This window comes from Vibrio sp. NFR, assembly GCF_027587095.1.
In the GTDB taxonomy this organism is placed as follows: Bacteria; Pseudomonadota; Gammaproteobacteria; order Enterobacterales; family Vibrionaceae; genus Vibrio; species Vibrio harveyi.
Map to the genome: position 1 here is coordinate 415,636 of NZ_JAPPTN010000001.1, position 13,319 is coordinate 428,954.

The following is a 13,319-nucleotide window of genomic DNA, read 5'->3' on the forward strand; positions in this document are numbered from 1 at the left end:
TCATGGCACGATTCTTTATCGATCGTCCGGTATTTGCTTGGGTACTTGCGATTCTGACTATGTTGGCGGGCGTAATGTCTTTGTTCAACTTGCCAGTTTCTCAATATCCAACGATTTCACCTACCACGATCTCAATCAGTGCTCGTTACCCTGGTGCTTCTGCGAAAACCGTAGAAGACTCAGTAACTCAGGTTATCGAGCAAAACATGACGGGTCTGGACTACCTGCGCTACCTAAACTCAAGCAGTGATGCGTTTGGTAATGCCACCATCACGCTGACCTTTGATAGCGAAGCCGATCCAGATATCGCGCAAGTTCAGGTGCAGAATAAACTGCAATTGGCGATGACATCTCTTCCGATGGAAGTACAAAGCCAAGGTATCGTTGTAAACAAATCTAACACCTCATTCTTGATGGTTGTGGCGGTTTACTCTGAAGACCCGGACTTTACAGAAAACGACATCGGTGACTTTGTTGTTACTAATATTCAAGATCCGATCAGCCGTGTAACGGGCGTAGGTCAAGTGCAAGCGTTTGGTTCTCAATACGCAATGCGTGTTTGGCTAGACCCATTCAAACTGACTCAGTTCAACCTTACTGCAATCGACGTCGCGAACGCTATTCGTGAACAGAACGCACAGGTTTCTTCTGGTCAGTTGGGTGCAGCGCCTGCGCAAAAAGGTCAGTTGCTTAACGCAACCATTTCTTCAGCAAGCCGTTTAACCAGCGTGGCTGAATTCAGAAACATCATTCTGAAATCAGAAGCGAACGGCTCAAACGTTTACCTGAAAGACGTGGCACGTGTTGAGCGCGGCGCAGAAAGCTACGACATCAAAGGTCAGTACAACGGTTTCCCAGCGGCAGGTCTTGGTATCTCGCTTGGTACTGGTGCGAACGCGCTAGAAACGGCAGAAGCAGTAAAAGAACGTCTTGGTCAGCTAAGTGCGACTTTCCCTGATGGCTTGAAGATCGCTTACCCGTTTGAGACAACGCCATTCGTTGATGCGTCGATCAAAGAGGTAATCAAGACACTGCTTGAAGCGATCGTGTTGGTATTCTTGATCATGTACCTGTTCTTGCAGAACTTCCGTGCGACGATCATCCCAACGATTGCGGTTCCAGTGGTATTGCTGGGTACGTTTGCGATCCTTTACGCGACAGGCTTTAGTGTTAACACCTTAACCATGTTTGCGATGGTTCTGGCAATCGGCTTGCTGGTGGACGATGCGATCGTTGTGGTAGAGAACGTGGAACGTGTAATGCACGAAGACGGTCTCGATCCAAAAGAAGCAACGAAGAAGTCAATGGGGCAGATCACTGGCGCACTCGTGGGTGTTGGTTTGACGCTGTCTGCGGTATTCGTACCGATGGCGTTCATGTCTGGCTCAACTGGTGTTATCTACCGTCAGTTCTCTATCACCATCGTAGCGGCGATGACGCTATCGGTATTGGTGGCGATCATTCTTACTCCGGCACTTTGTGCGAGTTTACTGAAGAAAGGCGATGCAGAATTTTCGGATAAGAAAGGCTTCTTTGGCTGGTTCAACCGTAAGTTTGATGCAGCAACGGCGGGTTACGAAGCGGGCGTAGCGAAAATGCTGAAACGCACTGGTCGTATGCTGTTGGTATTCGCGGCAATGAGTGCCGGCGCAGGTTGGTTGTTCATGAACCTACCGACGTCGTTCCTACCGGATGAAGACCAAGGTACCGTGTTCTCAATGGCAATTTTGCCACCGAACTCGACTCAAGAGCAGACTGAAAAGACACTAGAAAAAGTCCGTAACTACTTCCTTGAAGAAGAGAAAGACAATGTTAAATCTGTCTTCTCGGTTGCGGGCTTCAGCTTCGCGGGTCAAGGTCAGAACATGGGTATGGCGTTTATCGGTCTGAAAGATTGGTCAGAACGTGAAGCACCGGGTTCGGATGCGGCTTCGCTAACAGGTCGTGCGATGGGGTACTTCTCAACCATTAAAGAAGCAATGGTGTTTGCATTTGCGCCACCGGCGATTCAAGAGTTGGGTAACGCGACCGGTTTCGACTTCTATCTACAAGACTCAACCGGTAACGGTCATGAAGCGCTTGTAGCGGCTCAATACCAAATCCTAGGTATGGCAGCACAAAACCCGAAACTGGTGGGTGTGCGTCCAAACGGTCAGGCAGATGCACCGATGTACCAAGTGCATATCGACCACGTGAAATTGCGAGCGCTTGATGTGAGCATTAACGATGTAAACCAAATCCTAGCTTCGGCATGGGGTGGTGCGTACATCAACGATTACATCGACCGCGGACGCGTGAAAAAGGTAATGGTGCAAAGTGATGCTGAACACCGCATGCAGCCGAAAGACTTCGACTCATGGTACGTGCGTAACTCACAGGGTGAAATGGTGCCATTCTCGGCATTCGCAACGGGCGAGTGGACTTACGGTTCTCCGCTATTGCAACGCTTTAACGGTCTACCAGCGATGAACATCCAAGGTGGCGCGGCTCCAGGCGTAAGTACTGGTGAAGCGATGGCAGAAATCGAAGCCATGGTAGAAAAACTGCCTCCTGGCTTTACGGTGAACTGGAACGGTATCTCTTACGAGGAACGTCTGTCTGGTAACCAAGCGCCAATGCTTTACGCGCTGTCGATTCTGGTTGTCTTCCTTGTACTAGCAGCACTGTACGAGAGCTGGTCAGTACCATTCGCGGTTGTGCTTGTAGTGCCTCTAGGTGTGCTAGGTGCGGTACTTGCAGTAATGACTCGCGGTATGGATAACGACGTATTCTTCCAAGTTAGCTTGTTGACCACTGTTGGTCTGGCAACGAAGAACGCGATCCTTATCGTCGAATTTGCCAAGGAATACTACGAGAAAGGCGCAGGCTTGATTGAAGCAACGCTGCACGCGGTACGTGTTCGTCTTCGTCCTATCATCATGACCTCGCTTGCGTTTGGTCTTGGTGTAGTGCCACTAGCGATCAGTGCGGGCGTAGGCTCTGCGGGTCAGAACGCGGTAGGTACGGGTGTACTTGGTGGTATGGTAAGTGCGACCTTGCTTGGTATCTTCTTCGTGCCTGTGTTCTTCGTTGTGGTTGAGCGTTTGTTCGACCGCCGCGCAAGAAAAGAGGCTCAAAAAGAGCAAGTGGAATCTACTTCACAGCCAACGGCAAGCCAAGAGTAGGACTTAGCGCTAAAGACTAAGTTATACTATTGCTAATAAGTACAGAAAAGGGCGCTTCGGCGTCCTTTATTTTTGGATTCAATTGGATAGTTTGGGTTTTAAGTTTAATTTTTACGTCATTCTGAACAGCGAGGAACGAGCGTGATTCAGAATTTGCTCACCGAGAGCCTTAGCTTGACGTGAAATATTGAGTGAGAGCGTGTGGCAATTAGATTCCTGATCTCGCCTAGGCTCGTCGGAATGACGGGGTGTTGCTCTCTCGGTTATGTTTCTCGTCATTCTGAACTGCGAGGGACGAGCATGATTCATAATCTGCTCACCGAGTGCTGTGGCTTGATGAGAAATATTGAGCCAAGAGCGTGTGGCCGTTAGATTCCTGATCTCGCTTAGGCTCGTCGGAATGACGGGATGTTGCTCTCTCGGTTACGTTTCTCGTCATTCTGAACAGCGAGGGACGAGCGTGATTCAGAATCTGCTCACCGAGTGCTGTGACTTGATGTGAAATATTTAGTGAGAGCGTGTGGCCGTTAGATTCCTGATCTCGTTTAGGCTCGTCGGAATGACGGGGTGTTGCTCTCTCGGTTATGTTTCTCGTCATTCTGAACAGCGAGGGACGAGCGTGATTCAGAATCTGCTCACCGAGTGCTGTGACTTGATGTGAAATATTGAGTGAGAGCGTGTGGCCGTTAGATTCCTGATCTCGTTTAGGCTCGTCGGAATGACGGGGTGTTGCTCTCTCGGTTATGTTTCTCGTCATTCTGAACAGCGAGGGACGAGTGTGATTCAGAATCTGCTCACCGAGTGCTGTGGCTTGATGAGAAATATTGAGCCAAGAGCGTGCGGCAATTAGATTCCTGATCTCGCCTAGGCTCGTCGGAATGACGGGATGTTGCTCTCTCGGTTATGTTTCTCGTCATTCTGAATAGCGAGGGACGAGTGTGATTTAGAATCTGCTTACCGAGTATTGTGGCTTGATGAGAAATATTGAGCCAAGAGCGTGCGGCAATTAGATTCCTGATCTCGCTTAGGCTCGTCGGAATGACGGGGTGTTGCTCTCTCGGTTATGTTTCTCGTCATTCCCGAAAGCGACGAAGGAGCGCAGTCGGGAATCTCTTGCAAACACCAGACTATCCAATTGAAAAAAAGCCGAAAGTAGAACAGGCAATATGAAAGATCAGAAGATTTCTCCGATATCCGTGTTGGATCAAAGCCCAATGTTTGTGTGTGGTGTGATGCATCGAACATTCCGTAATCGTGCACAAGCAGAGTTATCGCGTCAGAACTTGATGACGTTGGAAATGGCGAGTGCCTTGGCCGCGTTGGAAGAGTTTCAACCGATGAGTCAGCAAGAATTGGCGGATGCGGTACTAACAGAGCGAAGTGTCGCAAAACGCATGGTGGACAACTTAGAAAAGCGTGGCTTTGTACAAGTCTCTAAGAGCGAAACCAATCAGAGATTAAAGATTCTAACACTCACAAAAGAAGGGGTAGAAGCGGTACGCAAAGTGCACCGCATCATGACTAACCTCAAGCAAGATTTCTTCTCTTGCCTGACGGAAGAAGAATCCGATGAATTCTTCCGTTTGGTGCGTAAAATGACCTTAGCCAATCACGCTTAATTCAGCATTTCAAACGATGGCGAGCCAATTAGCTTTCTGTGAGAAAACGGTTCGCCACTTCAGCTTCTTGTTTCTTCATCAATTGATGCGCGGTCAGCATGTGTTGTTCCATCACTTGCTTGGCTTTTGATGCGTCACTTTTACGCAATGCTTCAACCAGTGCACGTTGGCTTTGCACACCCGTTTGCCACAGCTTGTGGTTGCCCGGTTCATACAGTTTGCGATAAATCGTTAGCTCGGTAAGCATTTGCGCAGTAAAGCGAACCACAAACTTCAGCAGCTCGTTGCCAGAATAGCTCGCTAAGAGGCTGTGAAACTCAATCGATGCAATGTGGTGTTCGCGCTCTTGATACACATCTTCCGGTGGCGTCTGGTACTTATCGATCTGCTGATCGAGACGAGCAAGTTGCTCATCGGTCAATGTGCCCGCCAATGATGCTGCGATCTCTGGTTCCAGAGATAAGCGGATCTGGTACAGATCAGAAATTGAAACGTCTTTGAAGAACAGGTAGTTACTCAGTAGTGCCTGAGCTTTGTTCTCACTCATTTCGCTAACAAACACACCGCCTTTTGGCCCAGTCTTGGTCGAGAGAATACCTTGAGCCTCTAAGATACGCATGCTTTCACGTACTGTGCTTTTTGACGCATCAAAAGTTTCCATCACGTCAATTTCGCTTGGGAGACGATCGCCGGGTTGTAAAGCTTGATCGACAATCCATGCTTTGATCGATTCGGCTAATTGTTGAGTTCTACGTCCTTTTGCGCTGCTTGCCACATTATCCTCGCTGGTTTTTCTCGCGGTATCTAGGGTCTGTTGATCTTTCGTGGTTAAATTTTGTTCGAGATAAAGTCGTTTTAGGCGAGGCAAGGAGTGTGCCGCCTAGTCACTCTAAGCAAATACTCCTTAACAAAGCATAAAACGATTTTGCGGGGGCGCCTAGCCCGAACCCTTTGGGCAGCGTTTGTTGGCCATTTCTACTTTGTTATCGACTGCTCATGTAGGCTAACTACACATCAAAGTCTCTGCCTTGTATAAACACCCAACAATTCGCTGAAAAAATCAGCACGAAAGGTTAACAGACCCTATTGAATTCTGAAGGAAATTCAAAGGATGTCACCTGTTTTCTACGTTTCTTTTTTTGGAAAAAGTACGGGTTGTTGATTATGAAACCATCCGATTATCGATCGAATCGCTCTCACAAAAAAGTCTATTTATCATGATAAATGTCTTTCATTTGATATTTATCATGATAAATTAAAAATGAACATGGTTAGAAAAAGAGCGATTCAAGATGGAAAAATTTGTAGAAACTGCCAGCCTAGCGTGGGAGTGGTTGGAAGATATTGCTCAATGCAGCCAAACCCAAGACCCAGATAGCGAAGGTGTTACTCGCTTGTGTGCCAGTGAAGAGCACGCAAACGCGAATGAAAAACTGCGTGAGTGGATGTTGCTGTCTGGTATGGAAGTGCGCATGGACAATGCTGCAAATCTTATTGGTCGCTACCATAGCCCAAATCCAAATGCCCAGACACTGATTTTTGGCTCTCACCAAGACACGGTGCCAAATGGTGGTAAATACGATGGCATTTTGGGTGTGATTCTACCAGTTGCGTTGATTCACTATTTTCATCAACAGAAATTCGAATTCCCATTCAATATTGATGTGATTGCCTTTAGCGATGAAGAGGGCACTCGATTCCAATCGACACTGCTTGGCTCAAAAGCGATATCTGGGACGTTTGACCCAAGTGTGCTGGATGCGCGAGATGCCCACGGCGTGACCATGCGTGAAGCGTTAACGTCGTTTGGTTGCCATCCAGATCAGATCGGAAAAGACGCTTACGACAAAGAAGAGGTGTTGGGCTTTGTGGAACTGCATATTGAGCAAGGGCCACAGCTTGAACAAGCGAACTTGCCGGTCGGTGTGGTTACTGCCATCACTGGGATTGAGCGTCATACTTTGTCGATTGTTGGCAAAGCCGGACACGCAGGCACAGTGCCAATGGACATGCGTCAAGATGCGCTAGTTGGGGCAGCTCAGGTCATTCATATGTTTGACCAACTGTGCAAACGTGAAGACGACCTAGTGGGCGTCGTAGGTAAAATCGCCAACTTCCCAAATGGTGTGAATGTGATTCCTCAGCAGACGGACATCACTATCGAACTGCGCTCTCCAAATGATGCCTCTCGCATTGCCGCACGAAAAGAAATGCTGGAGAACATTCAAACCTTGATGGCGCAATACAACCTCGCGTATCACCACGAACAAACTTATGAGCAAGCTGCTGTCACCTGTTCTGATTCACTTTCTTCGGCACTTACTCAAGCGATCGCACTATCCAATATTGACACCAAACATCTATTCAGTGGCGCGGGTCATGATGGTCTGGCTGTGTGTGAGCTGACGGATATTGCGATGTTGTTTATGCGTTGTACGGGCGGGGTTAGCCATCATCCTGATGAAGCGATTTTACAACAAGACCTAGTAGCAGCAGTCGAGGTTCTGAACCATTTCTGCATGCTGATGAAACACCAATAAAAGCGAAATAACACAAGAGAGGGTGGGGGTTCATCCTCTTTTTTACTTTCAAAACCAAGACTTGGTTTTAGCTTGTGAACGTGAAGGCTCATACCAATGGGTTTTCATTCCTATACTAAGGAGAGATTTTGTTATGGATATGACAAAAAAGATGGAGACAACAGAGAAGAAGGCTTGGTACAAGAGTATGCCGGACCCAATGGTCCTGATCTTTATGATTTTGGTGGCAACGTATCTACTGACTTTTGTTGTGCCTGCCGGGGAGTTCTCACGTGTTGTGGTGGACGGTCGTACTACCGTTGTCCCTAACTCATTTGCTTATCTGAGTGATGTACCTGCGGTGCATTTCTTTGACATTTTTGTCGCGATTCCGAAAGGTTTGATCAGCGCGGCACCTTACCTGTTCATCGTATTTATTGCAGGTGGTTTGTTCCACATCTTGCAACGCACTGGTGCGCTTGAGAACGCGATTGGTGTGGCGGTAAACAAAGCCGGCGTGAAGAACCGTAATCTGATCATCACAATCGGCACCTTTATCTACGGTTTCTTTGGCGTGGCGGTAGGCTTTGAGAACAACATCGCACTCGTTCCGGTTGCGGTTCTGATTTCTGCTGCGGTTGGTTACTCCAGCCTTGTTGGTACGGTAATGGCAGTGGGCGGTATCGGTGTAGGCTTTGCACTGTCACCAATCAACCCTTATACCGTAGGTGTGGCTCAAGGTATTGCTGAACTGCCTACTTTCTCGGGCGCTTGGTTGCGTGCAGCGATGGTAATTTCCTCTCTTGCATTGCTGTCTTACTACATCTGTACTCGTGTGGCTAAGATGGAGTTTAAAGAGCCAGATTCAGCAGAGGGCTTAAGTAAAGATCTTTCAGAATACCACCTAGAGAAGAAAGACAAACTGACGCTGGGCGTATTCCTAGCGGGCCTAGGAGTGATGCTCTACGGCGTATTTGCCAATGGTTGGTACATCAACGAGATCGCAGGCTTGTTCTTATTGATGGCGATTGTGATCGGTGCGGTGAACGGTTTAAGTGCGAATGGCATTGTGAAGCAAATGATGGAAGGTGCATCGGGTGTAACCGCAGGTGCATTGGTGATTGGTGTTGCGGCGTCGATTCAAATCATTCTCGACCAAGCGCAAATCATCGATACCATCGTTAACGCGCTAAGCTCACTTATCCAAGATATGCCGATTGCTATCTCTGCGATTGTCGCAAGTGTGGTGCAAGGTGTGATCAACCTATTTGTGCCATCGGGTTCTGGTCAAGCGATGGTGACCATGCCGATCCTAATTCCTGTTGCAGATCTTACTGGCATGAGCCGTCAGCTTATGATCACTGCATTTCAAGTTGGTGATGGTCTTACCAACCTTATTGTACCAACTTCTGGTGGTACGCTAGCCATGTTGGCGCTGGGTCGCGTCTCTTACGAGCAGTGGTTAAAGGCAATTATGCCATTCATGGTATTTGTTTACGCCTTGTGTTGGTTGGCGCTGTTTATTGGACAAATGGTCGGCTACTAACGTCTTTTTATATCGAGAATCTATGACGATTTCACTTATTCATGTTAATCCTGAAACGGGATTATCGGCTTCCATCACAGCCACTGGCGGCGTTGCCGTTGGTGGTTATGTGAACCACAGTTGGCGTGGAATTGGCGCCTGTGCAACTCAAGGTTTGTTTACCAATCCTTGGTATGCAGACAATGCCAAGCGATGGTTATCTCAAGGACTGTCTTGTCATGAGGTGATTGACCGTTTGAAAGAAGGTGATACGGAATTCGCCAAGCGCCAATGTATGGTAATGGACAAACATGGCCATACCGCGTTTATAAACGGCGAAGAGAACATCGCGTACGTCGGCTCTATAGCACTTCAAGATTTGGCGGTTGCCGGAAACATGCTTGAAAGTGATGCGGTTATTGAGGCGTTTGCAGATTCGTTCCTAGCTCAGACTGTGCTCAATGCTGAGCAAGTGAGAGCCGGGGGCAAACCGCAATATCGTGATAACTATGAGGCAACGCTAGCAGAAGTGCTTATTTCTGCACTAGAAGCCGCATTGGAAGCGGGAGGGGATAAGCGCGGTACCTATTCTGCCTCTCTTCGTATAGAAAGTTATACTCATGCGCCGATCGATATTCGTGTCGATTGGTCTGATGACAGCTTGATGGAAGACATGAGGAAGGTACTGAGCCGAGTACGAGCACCGAGCTTTCAAGAGTTTCTTAATGGCGTGCCGAATCAGTAAGAGGATTCATGTCGCGCAAAATAAAAAGCCGAACAGTGACTGCAGTTCGGCTTTTTTGTATTGGTTAAAACATAATTTTGTTTTCAACTTTAATGATGCCATTGAGTGAAACAGAAATGACATCGTTATCTTTCACTTCAACTGTGTGAGTTGGTAAGTCGATGTAAATTAAATCGCCCGGTTTGAGTGTGAAATACTGACTGAGTTCACTCACGATTTCTGCTGGAGAATAGGTAATTTCAGCAAAGGCGTCATTGTTAATGGCTTTACCGTTGATTTGCGAAGAAACATGAATCTGGGTGAAATCGAGTCCGCGAACGATCTCATTCGCAATTGGGGCAAAACCGTCTGCACTTTTTGCTCTTAGCGAATGGGCATCATGCTGCAGCCAGTTTGTTTCCGTAAGATCGCCCCCAACGGTGAGTCCAAATATAGCGGCTGACGCTTGCTTAGTATCGATGTTCTTACTTTGCTTTCCTATCACGACCACGAGGGAGCTTGAATACTCGATGTTATCGGCATCAGATGGCACTTGGATTGGAGCGCCGGTAGAAATTAACGCTGAAGGCAGTTTAAAGAAAAACTGATAATCACTTTTCTTCGCCTTATCTGCTTGTTTTTTCGCTTGAACGATGAACACTTTTTCTGGCTTAGTCGGAAGCAGCAGACTGACATCATCAACGGAAACTTGACGAGGTGAGAGTGATGAATCGGAGAAAATGTCCCCCTTAAGAGGATAGATTGAGTCTTCTACTAACTTGCCGTAACTGATTTTCCCGAGGTGCTGATAGCGAACATAAGTCGTTGAAGCTGCATTTGCCGTTAGGCTGACCACACTTAAACACACGCCCAAACATAATGCGATGAGTTTCATTATAGAAATCCTTATTTTTTAGCGCATTATATCGGTTAATTGCTGGGAAGCGTATGCCGATCTCTCCTACTTGGGGTTATGTCCCGATTAAATTAGGTTGTAACTCTTAAGAATGACGATACCCAATGTACAGGTAATTGTTGAGAGTACGGTCGTTAAAGCGATGATGTTTGCCGCTAAGACAGAATTACCTCCCATAGAGCGTGCCATGACATAACTTGCCGCCGCAACGGGAGAAGCGTTCATAAAGAACAAAATGCCAAGCTCAATCCCTCGAAAGCCAACTAAATATGCACCTGTGGTAATCACGATAGGGGCGACGACCAGTTTGTAGCTGCTGGCAAACCAAGACGGCCCTTTCTCTTTCTTCATCAAACTTAAATCGAGTGAGCCACCGGTACACAAGAGGGCGAGGGGAAGCGTCATCTTCGATAGGTAGTTACCAGCATCAATCGCTACATCTGGAACAGGAATCGACAGAAGGTAGAACACCATGCCAGAGACGATCGCGATGATCAGCGGGTTGCGAGTTAAGGTTCTCACCATCATTTTGGCGGCTTGAGATCCAGACGTTGCGCCTTTTGGAGACAAACAAATTACCGCTTGTACGTTATAGATAAAGGTGGTTACCGCAACATAAAGTGCAGCCAGCGCCACACCTTGTGAACCGTAAGCATTCGCCACATACGCAATGCCGATGATGCCCGTATTGGCGCGAAAGCCACCTTGGATTAAAACGCCTTGATCGGGTGACGATTTGAAGAACAGCTTGACGGAAACATAGGTGAAAATGAAAAACGCGATGCTGGCAACAATACCGTAATTGACGAAGCCGCTAGCCGCGGAGAAATCGTGCTCGGAGACGACGATACTTAAGAACAACATCGCAGGCAGCGTGACCTGAAACACCAGTTTAGAGCCGATTTCGATAAAGTTGTCGTTGATAAGTCCTATGCGTTTGAAGACAACGCCCAAAACCAGCATTAAGCAGATGGGACCAGTGATCGATAACGAGAATTGCAACTGATGTAAAACAGCATCCATGAGTGTATCCGCAGCAAAAGAAAAGAGTTTTATAATTGTCATACAATTAAACCACAACTCAATCTTGGGAGACAGTAGGGTGGTGAAATTTTCTTCAGTTATTGTGGGGTTACTGGTGAAAGGAGAGGGAAACCAGTCTGGCTTGTATCACCAGACTGGAAGCAAACTCTAAAGCAGAATTACTTTTGGGTATTTGCAAGGAGGTAATCAGGACCAGCTGTTTCTGCCGTTACTACAGACAGCTTGCTCGTATCCGCACCAACGCCTTGGTATTGGGTAAAGCCTTTTGCTTGCTCGCTCTTCGGTAGTTCTACTGAGTAAGAAGCGATTTGCTCTGCGTTAGTCACCGTGCCAACGTACACTTCGTTGTTGTAGGTAGGATTGACCAGCGGTAACTCTTCTGTCGCACGTACACTGACGAATTGCTTTTGCTGATGGTTATCAACCACGTTACTATCGAAATGAACATCTACGCCAGCGAAAATGTTTTTCACTTCACTGTTGTTGAACAGGCTCACACGGTGCGTTTGGTTGCCGTAGACAATGCCCCATTCCGTATCTACAAGGGTGTTGTTACGAATGGTGATGTTCTTTGGTGTCCATTGCTTGTTGAGCTCTTTGCCTTTCACTGCTTGGTCGAGCTTCTCGCCGTTTGCCACATCAATGATGCCCGTATTGATTACGATGCCGCCACGTAGATCCGCATTGCCTTCAATTTTGCCATCACGACCACGCGTGCCAGTGATGTAGTTGTTCTCTATCACGTGGTCTTCATCGTAAATACGCATACCGCCAGTAAGTAGTTTTTCGTTACCTAGAATCACGTTGTCTTTCACTACGTTCGCTTTACCGTGACGAAGAGAAATCAGAGACGCACTTTCAAAGATAGTATTGCCAGAGATTTCATTGCCACCTGACTTAATCGAAATCAGCTCGCGTTCACCATCCATATCAATCAGTAGGTTATTGGTGAACTTAGAGTTTGATGCCCACTGAGAAGATTTTGAATCACCAATTCGAATCGCTTCCCAGCTGTTGCCGTTGTAACGAATCGCATCTTTGATGTCGAATTCATTGAACTGATTTGGCTTTTGGTCCAAGAAAATGTTGTTAGCAATAAGGTGGTTATCTGGTGTGTCATCTTTTTGTACACCAATCAAAGTGCCGCGCTTTTGCTTACCTTCAAAACGGTTATTGATCACCTTGCCATCTTTACCCCAAAGTGAAACCCACAAGTATTTCGGGTATTCCGAGCGACGTTCGTCCGGTTGGTATTCGTAAGCGTGGTTGAAGTAGTAGAACGTAGAGTTTTGTAAAGTGTTGTTGTTACCCATCATACGCACACCACCGAAACGTTCAGCAGGACCGCCTTTGGTAAACACCAAACCGTCGACAGTGATGTTGTTACCTTCAAGACGAAGCTGAGCCAAACCCGTTAGCCAAACGCTGCCAGGTTGCTCCGCCTTGATGGTAATGTCGTTGGCTTTTACCGTGACGATATCAAGATCCGCGTATTTACCCGCAGGAATCGTAATTGTTGTACCGTCTGCGGCGTTCTCCATTTGTTGTTTCAATGCTTGCACGGTGTCTGCGGATTGCGCTTGAAGTGCGCTGCCATCCACTGTGTTTAAGCGATCCGTAGCAAGCAAGTAATCGCGAGTGAGGTCATTCACTGCGGTTTCAACAACAGCGGGAGCCGCGGCTTCCGTGGTTTGAGAAGGTGAAGTGTTACAACCTACTAGGGTTAGGGCAGAAATGGACGCGGCAACCACGCCAGCAAGCATTGTTTTTTTCATAGTCATGATCTTTTTTAAGTAGAAAGCGGTCGG

9 protein-coding genes are annotated in these 13,319 nt (G+C 47.3%); 5 read left to right on the forward strand and 4 right to left on the reverse strand.

All coding sequences use genetic code 11. The features are described from left to right. Nucleotides 1–2: 2 nt before the first annotated feature. Together OH463_RS01900 and OH463_RS01905 are read left to right on the forward strand one after the other, a co-directional pair. On the forward strand, nt 3–3,164 hold the full coding sequence (locus tag OH463_RS01900) for an efflux RND transporter permease subunit (protein ID WP_017188233.1): 3,162 nt from the start codon (nt 3–5) through the stop codon (nt 3,162–3,164). Nucleotides 3,165–4,330: 1,166 nt separating this feature from the next. Then, nucleotides 4,331–4,783, forward strand: a complete 453-nt coding sequence (locus OH463_RS01905; protein ID WP_005446725.1) for a MarR family winged helix-turn-helix transcriptional regulator — start codon at nt 4,331–4,333, stop codon at nt 4,781–4,783. A gap of 28 nt (nt 4,784–4,811) precedes the next feature. Here the strand turns inward: OH463_RS01905 and OH463_RS01910 are convergent, their stop codons facing one another. Further along, nucleotides 4,812–5,558, reverse strand: coding sequence for a FadR/GntR family transcriptional regulator (locus OH463_RS01910; RefSeq protein WP_050935199.1), 747 nt, complete (start codon nt 5,556–5,558; stop codon nt 4,812–4,814). A gap of 517 nt (nt 5,559–6,075) precedes the next feature. On the opposite strand from OH463_RS01910, the gene OH463_RS01915 reads away from it, so the two are divergent. From OH463_RS01915 to OH463_RS01925, 3 genes are all read left to right on the forward strand, one after another. After that, entirely contained in the window at nt 6,076–7,323 is a 1,248-nt protein-coding gene (locus OH463_RS01915) for a M20 family metallo-hydrolase (protein WP_269990378.1), read from the forward strand. A 133-nt stretch (nt 7,324–7,456) separates the two neighbouring features. Then, a complete protein-coding gene (locus tag OH463_RS01920) occupies nt 7,457–8,848 on the forward strand; it encodes a YfcC family protein (RefSeq protein WP_009698222.1) in 1,392 nt (463 codons plus the stop codon). 22 nt (nt 8,849–8,870) lie between these two features. Continuing rightward, nucleotides 8,871–9,572: a DUF1028 domain-containing protein gene (locus tag OH463_RS01925; protein ID WP_239923842.1), complete on the forward strand. Its 702-nt coding sequence runs from the start codon at nt 8,871–8,873 to the stop codon at nt 9,570–9,572. 64 nt (nt 9,573–9,636) lie between these two features. On the opposite strand, the gene OH463_RS01930 is transcribed toward OH463_RS01925, so the two are convergent. The 3 genes from OH463_RS01930 to OH463_RS01940 form a co-directional block, all read right to left on the reverse strand. Continuing rightward, nucleotides 9,637–10,446, reverse strand: a complete 810-nt coding sequence (locus OH463_RS01930) for a fumarylacetoacetate hydrolase family protein (protein ID WP_017819114.1) — start codon at nt 10,444–10,446, stop codon at nt 9,637–9,639. An 87-nt stretch (nt 10,447–10,533) separates the two neighbouring features. Then, nucleotides 10,534–11,490, reverse strand: a complete 957-nt coding sequence (locus tag OH463_RS01935; protein WP_009698219.1) for an AEC family transporter — start codon at nt 11,488–11,490, stop codon at nt 10,534–10,536. A 179-nt stretch (nt 11,491–11,669) separates the two neighbouring features. Beyond that, nucleotides 11,670–13,286 (reverse strand): polysaccharide lyase 6 family protein, encoded by a 1,617-nt coding sequence (locus OH463_RS01940; protein WP_269990381.1) that lies wholly within the window; start codon nt 13,284–13,286, stop codon nt 11,670–11,672. Between the last annotated feature and the right edge of the window lie 33 nt (nt 13,287–13,319).